We start from the raw sequence: 17030 nt of genomic DNA, 5'->3' as shown, positions 1-17030 counted from the left end.
GGCATGGTGAACAGGATCAGCGGTTAACGGAGAATGGACGGCATGTCACGCACTAGGCCGAACCGCGCCTCGGCGCCTGTCAACGCCGCGGCAGGCTGCCCGTGCGGCCTGCCGGCCACCTACACCGAGTGCTGCGAGCGGTACCACGCCGGGCAGGCCGCTCCCACCGCAGAGGCCCTGATGCGCTCTCGCTACGCCGCGTTCGCCGTCGAGGAGGAGACCTACCTGCTGCGGACCTGGCACCCCAGCACGCGCCCGGCCGGTATCGGCTTCGAACCCGGCATGCGGTGGACCGGGCTGGAGATCGAAGCCACCTCTGGAGGAAGCCCCTTCCACACGACCGGCACCGTCACCTTCCGTGCCCGCTACACCTACCGGGGAAAGCCCGGTGAACTATACGAAAGGAGCCGCTTCGCCCGGCACGAGGGCGCCTGGGTCTACCTCGACGCCATTTTCACAACCTGACCCAACCGCAAGGGCCGTGTCGCGACACCACCGTCAACGCCGTCAACGTCCGCTTCGCCGAAGACGTAAATGTCAAGATGTCAGACGCGCGCGAGCAACGGGAGCAGATCATTGCGGCCGCCCTCGGCATCTTCGGTCGTTACGGCTATCGCCGCACGTCCATGGATTTGATCGCGCAAGCCACACGCATGTCGACCGCCCACCTCCCAAGTGAAGCCGCCCGGGACGACCGGGCCGTGGTCGTCCCCGGCGTACGGCGCCGCCGGTGACCTGCGGCCCCCTCGGCGGCCCGTGCTACGAAGGCGAGAGGCGGCGTGCGACCAGGACGGCGTCGTGGATGGTGATGGCGCGCCCGTCGGGGTCCACAACGGCGCGCGGACGGGTCTCGGCCGCCAGCACCCGCCACGCGGTGGGGTCGAGCGAGGCGGCGACTTCTTCGGCGGTGAACAGCATGTCCGGGAAGTGGTGCCGGTGGACGTTGGTCCGCAGGTCAGAGGGGTGGTGCCCGACAATCAGCAGGGTTCCGCCCGGAGCCACCGCGGCGGCCAGCCGGGCGAACAGCGCCCGCCTGGAGTCGCCGGGCAGGTGCATGTACTGCGCCGACACCAGGTCGTAGGCGCTTTCGGCGGGAGGCTCCTCGCGCAGGTCGGCGTGCGTCCACGTGAGGCGGGAGGCGGCCTCCCCACCCTCGGCCGCGGCGTTGGCGGCGGCCCGCTCCAGGGCGGTGGTGGAGATGTCGACCCCGGTCACGGTCCACCCCCGCTCGGCGAGCCAGATGGCGTCGGCGCCTTCACCGCTGCCGACGTCCAGCGCCCGGCCGGGGGTGAGCTCGGCGGCCTCGGCGACGAGCTGCGGGTTGGGGCGTCCACTCCACAGCGCCGGGCGGGAGCTGTAACGCTCCTCCCAGGCGTCCTGCTCGAACATGGTGTGCGCCCGGTGCCGGTACGCGTCGACGGCGTCGCGGGTGTCCTCGGCGACGAGGTCGGCGTTGATCGCGGCACCGGCCTTCAGGCCCGCCGCGGCAGCCACGATCACTTGAGCCTGCACGTCGGCCACGTTGCCCGCTACCCACACGCCCGGCACGCTGGTGGCTCCGGTGGAGTCGGCGGGAACCTGGCTGCCGACGACCTGACCGCCGAACTCCACGTCGACCGATTTCAGCCCGAGCGACTCCAGCACATCCGCGCGGGCGGACAACCGCGGCGCGACGACCACCCCGTCGAGCGCGACGATCTCGCCCGAGGCCAGCCGTACGCCGGTGAGCGTGTCGCCGGCCACCTCCAGCGCCGCGACGGGGCCGTCGACGACGGTGATCTCGCGCGCCGCAAGCCGCTCGGCCTGCTCCGGCCCCGGCGCGGGGGTGTGGTGCAGCAGGAGCAGCACGTGCGGGCTCCACTGCCGCCACAGCTCCGCCTGGTGCCAGGCCAGTGGCCCGGTCGCCAGGACGCCGATGCGCCGGTCGCGGACCTCCCACCCGTGGCAGTACGGGCAGTGCAGCACGTCCCGGCCCCAGCGCTGGGCCAATCCCGGCACGTCGGGCAGCTCGTCGACGAGCCCGGTGGCCACCAGCAGCCGGCGCGCCCGCAGGGAGCGCGCGCCGTCCAGCGTCACCAGGAAGCCGTCGCCGTCGTTCGCGGCGGCCTCGACCCGCCCGGTGACGATCCGGCCACCGTACCGGGTCACCTCGTCCCGCGCGGCCGCCACCAGCTCGGCGGGTGGCGTGCCCTCCCGGGTCAGATAGTTGTGCACGTGCCCGGCAGGCGCGTTGCGCGGCTGCCCGGCATCGACCACCAGCACCGACCGCCGCGCCCGCACCAGCGCGAGGGCGCCACTGAGCCCGGCGGCGCCACCGCCCACCACGACCACGTCGTACGCCTCGTCCACCATGGGTGTCCCTTCACTCGTAGCCTTCGCCCACGGTGCTCCTGACGCCCTCGAGCTGACAAGTAATATTGCCGACATGGCAAACGCCGACGCCGCGGTCCTGGCCTTCGTGGGCCCGCGGCTGCGCGCGCTGCGCAAGGAGCGCGGCACCACCCTGGCCCAGCTCGCGGAGACCACCGGCATCTCGGTCAGCACCCTGTCCCGCCTCGAATCCGGCGAGCGCAGACCTGCCCTGGAGTTGCTGCTGCCGCTCGCGCGCGCCTACCAGGTGCCACTCGACGAGCTCGTCGGCGCGCCGCCGGTCGGTGACCCGCGGGTGCGGTTGAAGCCGATCAAGCACGAGGACTTGACGGTTGTGCCGCTGACTCAGCACGCCGGCGGGCTGCATGCGTGGAAGATGGTCATCGGCACCACCCGCCGCGAACCCGATCCGCGTACGCACGAGGGCTACGAGTGGATTTACGTGCTCAGCGGGAAGCTCCGGCTGGTGCTCGGCGAGCACGACGTCATCCTCAAGGCCGGGGAGGCCGCGGAGTTCGACACCCGGCTACCGCACTGGTTCGGCAGCGCCGGAGAGGCGCCGGTGGAGATTCTCAGCCTGTTCGGACCGCAGGGCGAGCGCATGCACGTCCGCGCGAAACCGCGTTCGCCGAAACCTGGGACGGCGGGTAACCGTTAGCTTCCGCGCGGGGCGCTGGCTAGCATCGGTCAGGATATGAGCGCAACCATCGTCGTGAAGGACCTCGCGGCCGGGCACGGCGAGCGGGTCCTGTTTTCCGGGCTCGACCTCGTGGTCGCCCCCGGCGACGTCATCGGGCTGGTCGGGGTCAACGGAGCGGGCAAGTCGACGCTGCTCCGCCTGCTCGCCGGCCTCGACGCGCCGGAGCAAGGCGACATCCGGCTCTCCCCGGCCACAGCGGTCGTCGGCCACCTTCCCCAGGAGCCGGAGCGAAGACCAGACGAGACCGTCCAACAGTTCCTCGCCCGCCGCACCGGCGTCGCGGAGGCACAGCGCGACCTCGACGCCGCCACGCAGGCACTGGTCGAGGGCTTGCCGGGTGCCGACGACGCCTACAGCACGAGCCTGGAGCGCTGGCTCACACTGGGCGGCGCGGACCTCGACGAGCGCGCCGGCGAGGTGGCCGCCGACCTGGGCCTCACGATCGACCTCGACCAGCCCATGACCTCGCTGTCCGGCGGCCAGGCGGCCCGCGCGGGGCTCGCCTCGCTGCTTCTGAGCCGCTACGACGTCTTCCTGCTCGACGAACCGACCAACGACCTCGACCTCGACGGGCTCGACCGGCTGGAAAGGTTCGTGACCGGCCTGCGCTCGGGCACGGTGCTGGTCAGCCACGACCGCGAGTTCCTGGCCAGGACCGTCACCAGCGTGCTGGAGCTCGACCTGGCCCAACAGCAGGTGCGGTTGTACGGCGGCGGCTACCAGGCATATCTGGACGAGCGCGAGGTCGCGCGGACGCACGCCAGACAGCAATACGACCAGTATGCCGAGACCCGCGCCCAGCTCGAGCTCCGCGCTCGCACCCAGCGCGCCTGGATGGAGAAGGGCGTCAAGAACGCGCGCCGCAAGATGAGCGACAACGACAAGATCGGGCGGAACACCCGGGTCGAGGCGACTGAGAAGCAGGCCGCCAAGGCTCGGCAGACGGAGAAGCTGATCGAGCGGCTGGAGGTGGTGGACGAGCCGCGCAAGGAGTGGGAGCTGCGCATGGAGATCGCCGCCGCGCCCCGCGCCGGAGCCGTCGTCGCCACCCTGCGCGGCGCGATCGCCCGCCGTGGCTCCTTCACGCTTGGTCCCGTCGATCTGGAGATCGGCTGGGCCGAGCGGGTGGCGATCACCGGGGTCAACGGCTCGGGCAAGTCCACGTTGCTGGCCGCGCTGCTCGGCCGGCTCCCCCTGGAGGAGGGTCACGCCTCGCTTGGCCCCGGCGTGGTGGTCGGAGAGGTGGACCAGGCACGAGGACTCTTCCTCGGAGACGAGCCTCTGCTCGACGCCTTCGGGGCGCTGGTCTCGCCGATGCCACCCGCCGAGGTCCGCACGCTGCTGGCGAAGTTCGGGCTGAAGGCCGCGCACGTGACGCGTCCGGCGGCGACCCTGTCACCCGGCGAGCGGACCCGTGCGGCTCTGGCGTTGCTGCAGGCCAGGGGCGTCAACCTCCTCGTGCTCGACGAGCCGACCAACCATCTCGATCTACCCGCCATCGAACAGCTGGAGTCGGCGCTGGCGCACTACCCGGGCACACTGCTGCTCGTCACACACGACCGGCGAATGCTCCAGGCCGTACAGGTCAGCCGCCATCTGAAGGTCAGCGCGGGACGGATCACGGAGGTCTTCTCGCGCCCGACGAGACCAGCGTGACGACGCTCGGCGATGTGGCGGAACAGCGGGACGGCGGTTGAGGGCGGAGCGATGGCGGTGAGCAGGTCCCTCACGTGTCCGACCCTGTGCGGCGGGAGTACTCCGCGAGCCGAACTATCAGGAAGGCGGTCAGTTCCGGCAGGGACAGTTCGCGGCCCTGCGCCGCCAGGCGTTCGTACCTGTCCGGCGTGAGGGCGTCGCGTACGGCCGCGGCCTCGCGGGGGCCGTCCAGCGGGTCCATCAGCTCCGGGGAGAAGCCCACCCGGCGGCCGACGGCATCCACTCCCCCCATAAGGACCGCCGCCTGCTCGGCCTGGCCGGTCAGCACGAGTGCGTGGGCAGCGGTGTGCATGAGCACAAGCCGGGACGTGACGTCCTCGTGGCGGTCGAGCGCGTCCAGGATGCCGGCCGCGATCTCCAGCGCGCGCCGTCCGTCGCCGCGATCGCATGCCGTCTTCATCCCGGCCCAGGCCGAGGAACCGGCCGCCCAGTCGTGTCCGCAGGAGTCGGCGGTGGCGACGGCTTCGGCCAGTACGGCGGCGGCGGCCGGAAGGTCACCCATGACCCGGGCGAGCATGCCCTGCACCATCAGCGCTTCGGCTATCAGCCAATCCTCTCCGGCACGCCGCGCGAGCTCGACGCCACTGCGGGCCAGTGCCGGAGCGTCGAGGGGGATTCCGGCGAGCACGCCGAAGTGGGTCTGGTAGACCCGTGCCGAGGCCTCAACGATCATGTCGCCGGCCTCCTGGGCCTCCTGTTCCGCCATCACGACGGCCTCGTACGCCTGTGTCGGCCTCCCGGCCAGATAGCTGAGCCCGCTCACGGCGAGGCGCGCCCGCGCCCGGACCGCCGGCTCGGCGTCCGGCGCCGCGGCCAAAGACCTGGACATCCAGGACAGGCCCTCGGCGATGTGCCCCATGCGGTACCAGAACCAGTACAGCGCGCCGCCCAGCCGCAGCGCGTAGTCTCCGTCCCCGGCTGCCAGCGCGGAGGCGAAGGCGGCCCGGAACTCCGGCTGCTCCCGGGTCAGCCGGGCCAGCAGTTCGGCCGCCTGCGGGCCGTGCAGCCTGCGTTCGGCGCTTTCGGCCTGCGCCAGGGCCCAGGCCCGGTGGCGTCCCTGGGTCTGCGAGAGGTCGTCCGGGTCGAGCCCCCGCAGCGCGTACTGACGCAGCGTCTCCAGCAGCCGGTACCGGCGGGGTGCGGTGCCGGGCTCGACGCTGACCAGCGACTTGCGAACGAGGGCCGACAGCGAAGGCAGGACGGGAGTCCGGGCCCCGACCGCGCCCGCGGCGTCGAGATCGAATCCGGCGGCGAACACGCTGAGGCGGTGGAAGAGCAGTTGCTCCTCGGGCTCGAGCAACTGGTGGCTCCAGGCGACGGTGGCCTCCAGCGCACGATGCCTGGCCGGCAGGTCGAGCGGACCGTCGACCAGCACGTCGAAGCGGTTTTCCAGGGCGTCGGCGATCTGGCCGACGGAGAGCATCCGGCATTGCGCGGCGGCCAGTTCGATGGCGAGCGGGATCCCGTCAAGACCGGCGCAGAGCCTCGGGATCCGGTCGATGTCGCCCGGGTCGGGGGTCCACGCGGGAACTGCCGCGGCGACCCTGCTTCGGAAGAGTTCTGTGCCGTCTCCGGCCGGGTCGAGCGGCGGGACCTCGTAGACCGCCTCGCCTTCCACGCCCAGCGGTTCGCGACTGGTGGCCAGCACGCGTAAGCCACCACAGCGGCTGAGCAGTACGCCGGTGAGGGCACTGGTCGCGTCCAAGAGGTGCTCGCAGTTGTCGAGCACCAGCAACAGCCGGCGCCCGGCGAGCACGGCCGCCACCGCTTCGGTGGTGGCCGCTCCCGGGATCCCCAGGGTGGTGGCGATGGTGGCCGGCAGCAGTTCGGGCGAGGTGAGACCGGCCAGCTCCACGAGCCACGGCCCGTCGTCGTCGCCGGTACGGCCTCTGGCCGTCTCCAATGCGAGGCGGGTCTTGCCCACCCCGCCCGGGCCGGTGAGGGTGACCAGCCGGAAGTCGGCGAGCAGGCCGCGGACAGCGGCCATGTCCTCCGTACGCCCGACGAAGCTCGACAACGCGAACGGCAGGTTGCCGGTGGGCGCCGGGCGCCGGGCCTCTGCGGCGGGGTCGGTCTGGAAGACGGTGGTGGTGCCAGTGGTGTCGGCGGCGCGGGCGGGCGGCGGATCGAGCCGCGGGTCGAGCCGCGGATCCTGGGCGAGCACGGCCGACTCCAGGTCGCGCAGTCCAGGGCCGGGGTCGATGCCGAGCTCGTCGGCGAGCCGTCGCCGTATCGCGCGCAACGCCGCGCCGGCGTCGGCCTGCCGCCCCGACCTGTACAGCGCGAGGGCGAGCAGTTCCCAGCCGCGTTCCCGCAGCGGCTGCTCGGCCACCAGCGCTTCCAACTCGCCGATCGCGGCGGCATGCCGGCCGAGGTCGATGGCGGCGGCCAGCCGGTCCTCGTATGCGGCGGCACGCTGCCCCTCCAGCCGTGCCGCCTCCGACAGGGCGAAACCGGTCCCGGCGAAGTCCGCGTAGGCGGGACCGCGCCACAGCTCCAGCGCCTCGCTGAGAAGTTCCTCGGCGGCGCCTGGTCTTCCGCCGGTCAGGGCGCGCCGCCCGGCCACGGCCAAGTCGGCGAACCGTTCGGCGTCGACCCCGGACGGATCGGCTCGCAGCGCGTACCCGGGCCCCTCACGGACCAGGAGCCCGGAGGGTGCGCGCGCCTCCCGCTCCGGCTCCAGCGCCCTGCGCAACTCGGAGACGTACGCGTGGAGGGTGGTCGGCGACGGGAGAGTGGACCCCTCCCACACGTCGGACATGATCCGCTCGGCGGGCACCATGCGCCCCCGGGCGATCAGCAGGACGGCCAGTACCGCTCGCTGACGGAGGCCTCCCAGACGGATTGCCCGTCCATCCCGCTCGGCCTGGAGCGGACCCAGGACCCCGAACCGCACAGCGGCGGCATCGACCCGTCCCATCGGCCTCCCTCGCACACTCACGTAGATCTTGTGCGAGGGTAACCGAATCGGCCGCGATCCAAGAACCCCCCGAGGCCCCCTGAGGCGGAGGGGACGATCAGGTCGTCAGTCGCTGCAGGTCGCCTTCACGGACACATAGACGCGGACGGCGCCTCCGTTCGTGGCCGTCACCGTGAGCTTGTCGCGGCTGAAGGCGTCGGAGTCGGTGTCCAGGCTGGTGGAGACCGACACGGCGGGGCCGGAGGTGATGCTGATCGTGTTGGTCAGCATCGTTGGCGCGTACGAGGGGCACATCACCAGGAAGGATCTGGTGGTGCCGGGCTCGACCCAGACCGCGTTGCCCGCCCCGGTCGTGTACGCGGAGGCGGGGACGGCGGTGGCCAGCACTCCACCGGCCACGGCCGAGGCGGCGAGCAGGATGCGGGCAGCGATACGCCTGTTCATGGGAATGTCCTTTCTTGGGTCCCCGGGCCGCTTCTACGGCGGGGGCGTCTCCGAGCGGCCGGGCTCTTCTCCCGGGCCGCGGGTGATGGCGGGTTGATACGTGAACTTGGGGCGGTGGTGGTTGGGGTGGGGATGGTGGGCCGGGGGCCGCCGGAACGCGGCCCCGATCACGGGCAGGACGCCTGACGACAGGCGTCGCGAAGGGGCCGGATCAGCCCCACTGGGAGGGGTCGCCGGTCACGGACCACTGCGAGGGGTCTCCGGTGGCGGCGTGGGCGGCGGTACCGCCCAGGCCGGCGATGACTCCCAGAGCGATCGCGGCCGTCGCCACGGTGCGCATGATTCGCTTGATCACGGTTCACCTCGTTGTCGGGCCGCCCGTGCGGGGCGGCGCTTGCTTCACAACAACGAGGATGCGGGTCGCCGCTTGGCGGGCACTAGGAAATGACTTGTCCCGAAAACGCCCTGGTCAGGGACCGGTTCTAAGGCGCACTTGGAACTCGGCGAGGTGCGATCAGGTCGGCCAGCAAAGCGCTCGCCTCCCGCCGGGACAGCGTGCGCCCGCGGGCCGCGTGGCGGTCGTACTCGTCCGGCGGCAGTGCCCCGCGTACGGCGGCGGCCTCGCGTGGCCCGTCCATCGGGTCCATCAGCTCCGGGGAGACGCCGGCCCGCTCACCGATGGCCTCCACCGCGCCCATCAGCACGGCTGCCTGCTCGGCCTGTCCGGTCAGCGCGAGCGCGCGGGCCGCGCTGTGGACCGTCACCAGCCAGAAGGAGATGTCACCGTAACGGTCCATCGCGGCCAGGATCTCCCTCGCGATGGCCAGTGCCCGGAAGCCGTCCCCGCGGTCCGAGGCCGTTTTCATGTCGCACCAGGCCGCCCCGTCCGCGACCCAATCATGGCCGCTGGTGTGGGCAGCGGCGAGCGCCTCCTGGAAGACGGCGTCCGCGCCCGGCAGGTCCCCCAGGATTCGGAGCACCATGCCCTGGATCATGAGCGTCTCGGCCTCCAGCCAGCCTTGGGCGCTGCGCCGGGCGATCTCGACGGCCGTGCGGGCGAGGGACGCCGCGTCGAGAGGAACCCCGGCCAGCAGGCCCAAGTAGCCGGCGTAGGCGGTCGCACCGGCCTCGGTCACCAGGTCGCCGGCCTCGCGCGCCTCCCCCACGGCCGTACGAGCCGCCTCGTGAGCCTGCGCGGTCTGTCCGGCCAGGTAGCGGAGTGAGGCGACAGCGAACCGGGCACGCGCCCGGATGCCCGGACCGGCCTGCGGGGCGGCCGCGAAGGCCTCGGACAGCCAGGCGAGCCCCTCCCCGACATGGCCCATGCGGAACCAGAACCAGAGGAGCGCCGCGCCCAGCCGCAGCGCGTAGTCGCCGTCACCCGCCGCCAGCGCGGAGGCGAAAGCGGCCCGGAATTCCGGCTGCTCCCGGCTCAGCCCTTCCAGCAACACCGCCCCCTGCGGGCCCCGGAGATGGCGTTCGGCGTTCTCGGCCCGGGTCAGGGCCCACGTGCGGTGGCGTTCCTCGGCGGCAGCCAGTTCGTCGGGAGAAAGCGCGCCCAGCGCGTACTGGCGCAGAGTCTCCAGCATCCGGTAGCGGCGTGGCCCCGTGCCAGGTTCGGCGGTGACCAGCGATTTGCGGACCAGCGCCGAAAGCGGAGCCAGCACGGGAGCGACTCCTCCGACGGCGGCAGCCGCCTCGAGGTCGAAGCCGGCGCGGAGCACGCCGAGCCGGTAGAAGAGCCGGCGCTCCGCCGGCTGCAGCAGCTGGTCGCTCCAGGTGACCGTGTCCAGCAGCGTGCGGTGCCGGTCCGGCCGTCCGGCCGACCCGCCCACCAGCAGGGTGAAGCGGTCCCGCAGGGCATCGGCGATCTGGCCGACGGAGAGCGTACGGCACTGCGCGGCGGCGAGCTCGATGGCCAGCGGGACGCCGTCGAGCCCCGCGCACAGGTCGGCGATCCTGCCGAGTTCGCCCGGCCCGGGCACCCAGCCGGGCTGGGCGGCGGCCGCGCGGCGGAGGAAGAGTTCTGTGGCGTCCGTGTCGGCGTGCAGGGGCTGTACTTCGTAGACGGTCTCCCCCGTGATGCCCAGGGGTTCGCGGCTGGTGGCCAGGATCCGCACGCCACCGCAGCGGGCCAGCAGGGTGTGCGCCAGCATGGCGGCGGGAACCAGCAGGTGCTCGCAGTTGTCCAGGACGATCAGCAGGTCGCGGTGGGCCAGCATTCCGGCCAGCTGATCGGGGGACGACGTCGCGGGCAGGCCCAGGGCGGCGGCGATGGTGGCGGTGAGCAGTTCGGGTGTGTGCAGACCCGCCAGCTCCACCAGCCAGGGTCCGTCGGCGTCGGCACGGGCGCGTGCGGCCTCCAGGGACAGGCGGGTCTTGCCCACCCCGCCCGGGCCGGTGAGTGTGACCAGCCGGGAACCGTCCAGCAGAGCGGCGACGGCGGCGAGGTCGCCGCCGCGGCCGACGAAGCTGGACAGCGCGAACGGCAGATTGCCCGAAGGCGGTGCCGGAGCGGCGGCCTGCGGCCCGGAGGTGGACACGCCGCCGGCCCTCGCGGCTACGGGGGCCAGCCGCGGGTCCTGGGCCAATACTGCCGCTTCCAGGTCGCGCAGTCCTCGTCCCGGGTCGATGCCGAGCTCGTCGGCCAGCCGCCTGCGCACGGCGCGTAGCGCGGCGAGCGCGTCGGCCTGCCGCCCGGACCTGTAGAGCGCCAGGGCGAGCAGCTCCCAACCGCGCTCCCGCAGCGGCCGCTCCGCCACCAGAGCCTCCAGCTCGCCCACTGCAGCGGCGTGCTGTCCGGACGCGATGACGGCCGCGAGCCGGTCCTCCTGCACCGTGGCCCGCAGATCCTCCAGCCGGTTCGCCTCGGGCACGGCGAAGGCGGCCTCGCCGATGTCCGCGTAGGCCGGGCCCCGCCACAGCGCGAGCGCTTCTCCGAGGAGTTCCACGGCGCGTTCCGGTTCGTCGTCGTCCAGCGCCCGCCGGCCACGCGCGCCCAGATCGGTGAAGCGTTCGGCGTCGACCGCGGCGGGGGCGACTCGAAGGGCGTATCCGGGCCCCTCTCGCACCAGCAGCCGGGCCGGAGCGCGCGGGGCCCGTTCCGGCTCCAGCGCCCTGCGCAGATCATTGATGTGCCCATGAAGCGTCGTCGCGGAAGGCAGCCGGGAGCCTTCCCACACCTCGGAGAGGATCCGCTCCGCCGAGACATTCCTGCCCCGCGCGATCAGCAGCAGCGCCAGCAGAGCCCGCTGACGGGGTCCGCCCAGCCCCGCCGATCGCCCTTCCACCTCAGCCCGAAGTGGCCCTAACACCCCGAACCGCACGCCCTCGGCCAGGCTCACCGGCAGACCTCCGCCCGAAGTCCAACGGCCGTGAGAATATCCGAATCAGGTCCTATATACGAAGAGCGCGGAGCCGCACATGACCACGACGACAGTTCCGCCGTCACCCGCCCCGGCCCGGCCGTACGCGCGATCCGGACGCGTGGCGCTCGCCATCACCAGAGGAACACACCCGGTCGCGTTCACGACACCGCCATGCTTCAGCCCCTTATCCTGGGCGAATGAAGATCGGCCGGCTTCGCGTGGTGGGCGGTGTCCTTCTCCTGGCAGTCGTCCTCCCGGGGTGCTCGGCCGAGAGCGCCTCCCCCGCGGCCGCGGCCGCTCTGAAGGTGAGCACCCCGGCGTTCACCGAGGGTGCCGCGATCCCCAAGAAGTACGTGTGCGCCCGGCAGGGAGGGCAGGACGTCTCGCCGCCGCTGGACTGGAGCGGCGTTCCCGAGTCTGCTCGTGAGCTCGCGATCGTGGTGAACGATCCGGATGCCCCCGGCGGGACGTACATCCACTGGATCGTAACCGGCATCCCCGTCTCCGAGACGAGCGTGAGAGAGGGCCGGGCCCCGGGAAAGGTCCTGCCGGGCAGCAATGGCAGGGCTGCCTACTCGGGCCCCTGCCCGCCAGGTGGCGTGCATCACTACCACTTCATCGTGTACGCCCTGCCGAGCCCGATCAAGCCGAGTGGCGACGCGAAAGCGGTGCACCAGCAGATCAAGGATGCGGCGATCACCTCAGGCGAGACCGTCGGCACCTGGGGAAGCTGATCCGGACTACGAACACAATGACCTGGACGGCGCCTCTGCTCAGCGATACGCGACGTTCCTGGTCTCCTTGGCGCCATGCGCAGGCTCGCCGCCCTTGCTTGACGAGCCTCCCATCGCTGCCCACCGGTGTTACCCCTGAAGCCTCGCCGCCCAGGCGGCGTACCGCCTGGGCATTCTCCACCCCGACCGGCCCGCCGCCGAGCACGATCAGCCGCCGCGGGACGGCCTTGATGCCGGTCACCTGTGATCTCGCCACGGGGCTCCTGATTGACATGTCAACCTTATGATGCATTATTGACACGTCAATCGTCTCGACGCCTTGACGGCGCGCGGCACCGCCCGGGACCGGAGCAGGAGGAACCATGACGAGCGAACGCTTCGAACCAGGACTCGACTTGTTCGGGAAGGCCTGCGCCCGCATCGTCGAACTGCTCGGGCGTGAGGTTGCCCCGCGGGTCCGCGAACCGCTCACGATGGAGCCCGCCCATGTCTGATCTCGTGTTCGGCCTCGACACCTTCGGTGACGTGCCGGAGGACGACACCGGGACGCTGCTCTCCTACGCCGCAGCGATCCGGCAGGTCGTAGACGAGGCGGTGCTGGCCGACGAGCTCGGCGTCGACGTCATCGCCCTCGGCGAGCACCATCGGCCTGAGTACTCGGTGTCGACCCCGGAGACCGTGCTCGCCGGGATCGCGACGAGCACCTCGCGCATCCGGCTCTCCTCAGGTGTGACGGTGCTGAGCTCCGACGACCCCGTCCGGGTGTTCCAACGCTTCGCCACGGTCGACGCGCTCTCACGCGGCCGCGCCGAGATCATCCTCGGCCGCGGCTCGTTCACCGAATCCTTCCCGCTGTTCGGCTACGACTTGGCCGACTATGACGCGCTGTTCGAGGAGAAGATCGAGCTCTTCGTGAAGCTGCTCGACGAACAGCCGGTCACCTGGAGCGGCAAGCTACGCGCCCCACTCGAGCAGGCCGACGTCTTCCCGAAAACCGAGTCGGGGCGCCTCACCACCTGGGTGGGCGTCGGCGGCTCGCCGCAGTCGGTCGTACGCACCGCACACTACGGCCTGCCGCTCATGCTCGCCATTGTCGGGGGCCCGCCCAAGCGCTTCGCCCCCTACATCGAACTGTACCGGCGAGCCGCCGAGGAAATCGGGACGACCGCGCATCCGGTCGGAATGCACTCGCCAGGCTTCATCGCCGACACCGACGAGGAGGCCAAGGAGCTGTTCTGGCCACGCTACCGGGTCATTCGCGACCGGATCGGCGCCCTACGCGGCTGGCCACCGGTTCGCCGCGAGGAGTTCGACGCCGAGGCCGAGCACGGGTCCCTCTACATCGGCTCACCGCAGACCGTCGCCCGCAAGATCGCAAGCGCGATCAGCACCCTCGGCGTCGGCCGGTTCGACCTCATCTACGCCGCGGGATCACAGCCGGCAAGCGCCCGTCTGCGCGCCGTCGAGCTCTACGGCACCACGGTGATCCCGATGGTCCGCGATATCCTCGCCGGCTGACCGGCCACGGCATCGACACCTGGAGAACGACATGAACGACGCCACCGAGAACGGTCGGCAGACCGTCGGCATCCTCGGCGCCGGCAAGGTGGGCACCGTACTCGCCCGGCTCGCCCTGGCCGCCGGCTACAAGGTGCTCCTCGCCGGATCCGGCGACCCCGCCAGGATCGCCCTCACCGTCGAGGTGCTCACCCCCGGCGCGGTCGCCACGACCGCCGCCGACGCCGCGGCCCGTGCCGACATCGTCATCCTCGCCCTCCCGCTCGGCAAGCACCGCACAATCCCCGCAGACGCGCTACGCGGCAAGCTCGTCGTCGACGCCATGAACTACTGGTGGGAGGTCGACGGCATCCGCGACGACCTCACCGACCCGCGCACCTCGTCCAGCGAGATCGTCCAGGCCTTCCTCCCCCACTCCCGCATCGTCAAGGCGTTCAATCACATGGGCTACCACGACCTCGAGGACGAGGCCCGCCCCGCCGGCGAAGCCGGACGCCGCGCCATCGCGATGGCCGGCGACGACCCCGCCGACGTTGCAGCCGTCGCCGCCCTCGTCGACGCGCTCGGCTTCGATCCGGTCATCGCCGGCCCCCTCGCCGAAGGCATGCGCTTCGAGCCGGGCACCGACCTCTTCGGCGCCGACGTGGACGCCGACGAGGTCCGCGCCAGACTCGACCGCTTCCCGGAATCCGAGCGCGGGAAGATCATCGCCCAGGCTCGCGCCAAGACGCCCGCGGAAGCGGCCTGATCACGTCCTTGGAGAAACGAGTGGTGTAGGCAGCCCGGGCTACGGGACGATGGAGGGGCGGGGAGCGGCAGCTTCCGGGCCCGGGCACTGTCGTCAGGGAACCGAGACGATTGACATGTCAATAAGTAACATATTATTGAGATGTCAATCAGGAGGGCCCATTGACGGAGGACACACCGCGGCGGAGGGGACGCCAGTTGCCGAGCGCAGAGGAGCTGCGCATCTGGCGGGACTTCATCGAGACGGCGGAGGCACTCCGCTCCGAACTCGCGTCGCGCCTGCAAAGCGAGTCCTCGCTGTCGCCCGGCGACTACGTCGTACTGCTCGCCCTCAGCGAGTCGCAGGGGCAGCGGATGCGCTCCTCCGAGCTCGCGGCCCACATCGGCTGGGAACGCAGCCGCCTGTCCCATCACCTCGCCCGCATGGAGCGGCGCGGGCTCATCCGCCGAGAGGAGTGCGCCACTGACAACCGCGGAGCCGAGGTCGTGCTCACCCCGACCGGCGCCAAGGCATTCGGGCGTGCCACAGTTCCGCACCTGCGCGCCGTCCGCGAACTCTTCGTCGACACGCTCACACCAGACCAACTCCTCGCGGCAGGCGAGCTCGCCGCGACGCTCCGCACGCGTCTCCGTTCGTCCCGCCGCGTCGATGCCGCCATTCGGGATCTCCCAGACGGTGGACACGGGGACCTTGACACCGAGGACGCGTAGCCGAGCACCGATGCTCCGGTAGCCCCAGCCATACAACTCAGAACACTAAGCGCGCACACGAATCTCTGCAGGAACGACGTCGTGGTCGCCTTCGACAGCGACCGCGTCGGTGCAAGTCTGATGCGCCCCGGGCCGGGTGGAGTCGTAACAGCGAACCTTCGCCCCCCGCGAAGCGTCTTCCTGGCATGCGGATCCTTCTCGCCGGGCAAGCCACGGCGGCGCTGATGTTGCTGTCAGCCTGCGGTTCCATGCAGGCGTCGACCACCACGACCATGGACGACTTCACCGCCCGCGCGAGGGAGGTGGCCGAGCGCTGGCAGGCCTCGAAAGAGGATCGAGCATGGCGTGAGGGCTTCGTCCCGCTGCAGAACCTGGCCCTGGAACCGGACTGGCAGCGGATGCCGGACTGGGTGCCGGTCAGCGAGCTCAACAGCGTCTGGAAGCTGGAAGCGGACCTCCCGTCCCAGCAACCCGCTCCGGCCATCTTGAGCTGGGAAGACGGTTCCACGCTTACCGTGCCGGTCGTCCCGGCCACGGCCGCATTCGCCCGGCTGAGCAAGCCCAACGACTTCGTGGACGAGAAGTGCCCGGCCAAAGGGTGCCGGCCGCTTCGTGTGATCGGCGCCGTGATGGGTGAGGCGACCGTGACCACCAGCCGGGGACAGGTCCGCGTGCCCACGTGGGAGTTCACCGTGAAAGGGGTACGGGAGCCGTTTCGGCGGGTCGCCGTGGATCCGTCGGCGATGAGCGTGCCACCGAAGGTGCGGCAAGGAGAGCTCCAGGAGGTGTTCACCTACGAGACGCCCACGCCGTACGAACTGGAAATGCGTTACGGGCACGGCACGTGCGACACGACGCGGGGCGCGAGGGCATATGAGACCCCGCACGTGGTGGTCGTCGATGTTGACGTGCGCGACAACGTGCGGGTATGCAACGCGATGATGCGCGTCGACCGGATCAGCGTGAAGCTCGGTGGCGCTCTCGGCGACAGGCTGGTGTTGGACTCCAGCAGCGGCCTGCCCTTATTGCGGGGAACGGACGTCCAGCTGGCCCAGACTTACTCGCACTGGGATCCACGCCAGTCCTGAGTGCGGCAGGATCGTAACCATGACCTACGATCCGCGGACTGCCGCCGTTCTCGCTCTGCACTGGCAGGTGAACGTCATCAAGCCCGAGGGATTCTTCGGCGCGATGCTCGCCGAGCCGGTCGCGCGCAGTGGCGTCGTGGAGCGTGCCGTACGGTTCCACCAATCCATGCGTGCCGCAGGAGTGCCGGTGATCTTCACCCGGTTCACCGTGCCCGTGGGAGGGGGTGGCCTGGTCCGCAACACGGGCTTCATGAACGCGGTCGGCGACGCGCAGGAGGCCTTCCGTCCGGATGCTCCGGGGACGCAGTTGATCCCGGAGATGCGGACTCTGGCCGGGATCGACCAGGTCGTCGACAACCAGAAGCTGTCCGGCCTGGCCGGTAACCACCTCCCCCAGTGGCTGGCCGAGCACGGGATAGACACGCTGTTGGTGACCGGAGTCGCCACCAACCTCACAGTCGAGCAGACTGCCAGGCACGGCACCGACCTCGGCCTCACCGTCCACACCGTCAGCGATTGCGTCACGGCCGCGACCGACGAGACCCACCACGCCTCGCTGGCCAACCTGGATCTGGCGACGGCCGGCTGCCTGACATCGGAACACGTACTCGGACTGTTCTCCTGACCCGCCCACGTCCGCTGGCGCAACACGGATGTCCGTTCGTGGCCGGCACCCGGGCGAAGACTTGCGGCGAGGAACCCGGCCTCGGTCAT

General features: G+C 71.2%; 16 protein-coding genes. 11 read left to right on the top strand and 5 right to left on the bottom strand.

The genetic code is table 11. The features are described 5' to 3' along the window. Nucleotides 1-42 precede the first annotated feature (42 nt). Entirely contained in the window at nucleotides 43-465 is a 423-nt protein-coding gene (locus tag N5079_RS26500) for a YchJ family protein (RefSeq protein ID WP_261586816.1), read from the top strand. A 77-nt stretch (nucleotides 466-542) separates the two neighbouring features. Continuing rightward, nucleotides 543-734, top strand: coding sequence for a TetR/AcrR family transcriptional regulator (locus tag N5079_RS26495; protein WP_261586815.1), 192 nt, complete (start codon nucleotides 543-545; stop codon nucleotides 732-734). A 25-nt stretch (nucleotides 735-759) separates the two neighbouring features. Here N5079_RS26495 and N5079_RS26490 read toward each other — a convergent pair whose 3' ends face one another. Then, nucleotides 760-2352 carry an FAD-dependent oxidoreductase gene (locus N5079_RS26490; RefSeq protein WP_261586814.1) on the bottom strand — a complete coding sequence of 531 codons (1593 nt, stop codon included), beginning with the start codon at nucleotides 2350-2352 and terminating at the stop codon, nucleotides 760-762. Between the two features lie 73 nt (nucleotides 2353-2425). Between N5079_RS26490 and N5079_RS26485 the strand changes: the two genes are divergently transcribed. Together N5079_RS26485 and N5079_RS26480 are read left to right on the top strand one after the other, a co-directional pair. After that, nucleotides 2426-3028 (top strand): helix-turn-helix domain-containing protein, encoded by a 603-nt coding sequence (locus tag N5079_RS26485; protein WP_261586812.1) that lies wholly within the window; start codon nucleotides 2426-2428, stop codon nucleotides 3026-3028. Between the two features lie 36 nt (nucleotides 3029-3064). Then, a complete protein-coding gene (locus tag N5079_RS26480; RefSeq protein ID WP_261586810.1) occupies nucleotides 3065-4726 on the top strand; it encodes an ABC-F family ATP-binding cassette domain-containing protein in 1662 nt (553 codons plus the stop codon). A 70-nt stretch (nucleotides 4727-4796) separates the two neighbouring features. Here N5079_RS26480 and N5079_RS26475 read toward each other — a convergent pair whose 3' ends face one another. The 4 genes from N5079_RS26475 to N5079_RS26460 all read right to left on the bottom strand — a co-directional run bounded on the left by N5079_RS26475 (nucleotide 4797) and on the right by N5079_RS26460 (nucleotide 11494). Further along, the gene (locus N5079_RS26475; protein WP_261586809.1) at nucleotides 4797-7706 is read right to left on the bottom strand and encodes an AfsR/SARP family transcriptional regulator; all 2910 of its coding nucleotides are present in this window, start codon (nucleotides 7704-7706) and stop codon (nucleotides 4797-4799) included. Between the two features lie 105 nt (nucleotides 7707-7811). Next, nucleotides 7812-8150 (bottom strand): hypothetical protein, encoded by a 339-nt coding sequence (locus tag N5079_RS26470; RefSeq protein ID WP_261586808.1) that lies wholly within the window; start codon nucleotides 8148-8150, stop codon nucleotides 7812-7814. 211 nt (nucleotides 8151-8361) lie between these two features. Next, nucleotides 8362-8505 (bottom strand): hypothetical protein, encoded by a 144-nt coding sequence (locus tag N5079_RS26465; RefSeq protein ID WP_261586807.1) that lies wholly within the window; start codon nucleotides 8503-8505, stop codon nucleotides 8362-8364. A 127-nt stretch (nucleotides 8506-8632) separates the two neighbouring features. Next, a complete protein-coding gene (locus N5079_RS26460) occupies nucleotides 8633-11494 on the bottom strand; it encodes a BTAD domain-containing putative transcriptional regulator (RefSeq protein WP_261586806.1) in 2862 nt (953 codons plus the stop codon). Between the two features lie 221 nt (nucleotides 11495-11715). Between N5079_RS26460 and N5079_RS26455 the strand changes: the two genes are divergently transcribed. From N5079_RS26455 to N5079_RS26425, 7 genes are all read left to right on the top strand, one after another. Then, nucleotides 11716-12252, top strand: a complete 537-nt coding sequence (locus N5079_RS26455; RefSeq protein WP_261586804.1) for a YbhB/YbcL family Raf kinase inhibitor-like protein — start codon at nucleotides 11716-11718, stop codon at nucleotides 12250-12252. Nucleotides 12253-12614: 362 nt separating this feature from the next. Next, complete coding sequence (locus N5079_RS26450) at nucleotides 12615-12746, top strand: hypothetical protein (RefSeq protein WP_261586803.1); 132 nt, start codon at nucleotides 12615-12617, stop codon at nucleotides 12744-12746. Next, nucleotides 12739-13770 (top strand): LLM class flavin-dependent oxidoreductase, encoded by a 1032-nt coding sequence (locus N5079_RS26445; RefSeq protein WP_261586802.1) that lies wholly within the window; start codon nucleotides 12739-12741, stop codon nucleotides 13768-13770. Before N5079_RS26450 ends, N5079_RS26445 begins: the two co-directional genes overlap by 8 nt. 31 nt (nucleotides 13771-13801) lie before the next feature. Further along, a complete protein-coding gene (locus tag N5079_RS26440; RefSeq protein ID WP_261586801.1) occupies nucleotides 13802-14518 on the top strand; it encodes an NADPH-dependent F420 reductase in 717 nt (238 codons plus the stop codon). A 161-nt stretch (nucleotides 14519-14679) separates the two neighbouring features. Further along, entirely contained in the window at nucleotides 14680-15228 is a 549-nt protein-coding gene (locus N5079_RS26435; RefSeq protein WP_261586800.1) for a MarR family winged helix-turn-helix transcriptional regulator, read from the top strand. A gap of 185 nt (nucleotides 15229-15413) precedes the next feature. Then, complete coding sequence (locus N5079_RS26430) at nucleotides 15414-16316, top strand: hypothetical protein (protein ID WP_261586798.1); 903 nt, start codon at nucleotides 15414-15416, stop codon at nucleotides 16314-16316. A 19-nt stretch (nucleotides 16317-16335) separates the two neighbouring features. Next, a complete protein-coding gene (locus tag N5079_RS26425; protein WP_261586797.1) occupies nucleotides 16336-16941 on the top strand; it encodes a cysteine hydrolase in 606 nt (201 codons plus the stop codon). Nucleotides 16942-17030 lie beyond the last annotated feature (89 nt).

Origin of the sequence: Planotetraspora sp. A-T 1434, from assembly GCF_025420585.1 — a bacterium.
Taxonomy (GTDB): domain Bacteria; phylum Actinomycetota; class Actinomycetes; order Streptosporangiales; family Streptosporangiaceae; genus JAOEGB01.
The sequence above is the reverse complement of the archived record's forward strand: the minus strand, read 5'-3'. Positions and strand labels throughout refer to the sequence as shown.

Coding starts and splice junctions, on each gene's coding strand:
- N5079_RS26430 (WP_261586798.1), top strand. CDS start 15,414: ATGCGGATCCTTCTCGCCGGGCAAGCCACGGCGGCGCTGATGTTGCTG.
- N5079_RS26480 (WP_261586810.1), top strand. CDS start 3,065: ATGAGCGCAACCATCGTCGTGAAGGACCTCGCGGCCGGGCACGGCGAG.
- N5079_RS26485 (WP_261586812.1), top strand. CDS start 2,426: ATGGCAAACGCCGACGCCGCGGTCCTGGCCTTCGTGGGCCCGCGGCTG.
- N5079_RS26470 (WP_261586808.1), bottom strand. CDS start 8,150: ATGAACAGGCGTATCGCTGCCCGCATCCTGCTCGCCGCCTCGGCCGTG.
- N5079_RS26490 (WP_261586814.1), bottom strand. CDS start 2,352: ATGGTGGACGAGGCGTACGACGTGGTCGTGGTGGGCGGTGGCGCCGCC.
- N5079_RS26495 (WP_261586815.1), top strand. CDS start 543: ATGTCAGACGCGCGCGAGCAACGGGAGCAGATCATTGCGGCCGCCCTC.
- N5079_RS26440 (WP_261586801.1), top strand. CDS start 13,802: ATGAACGACGCCACCGAGAACGGTCGGCAGACCGTCGGCATCCTCGGC.
- N5079_RS26445 (WP_261586802.1), top strand. CDS start 12,739: ATGTCTGATCTCGTGTTCGGCCTCGACACCTTCGGTGACGTGCCGGAG.
- N5079_RS26475 (WP_261586809.1), bottom strand. CDS start 7,706: ATGGGACGGGTCGATGCCGCCGCTGTGCGGTTCGGGGTCCTGGGTCCG.
- N5079_RS26450 (WP_261586803.1), top strand. CDS start 12,615: ATGACGAGCGAACGCTTCGAACCAGGACTCGACTTGTTCGGGAAGGCC.
- N5079_RS26455 (WP_261586804.1), top strand. CDS start 11,716: ATGAAGATCGGCCGGCTTCGCGTGGTGGGCGGTGTCCTTCTCCTGGCA.
- N5079_RS26425 (WP_261586797.1), top strand. CDS start 16,336: ATGACCTACGATCCGCGGACTGCCGCCGTTCTCGCTCTGCACTGGCAG.
- N5079_RS26500 (WP_261586816.1), top strand. CDS start 43: ATGTCACGCACTAGGCCGAACCGCGCCTCGGCGCCTGTCAACGCCGCG.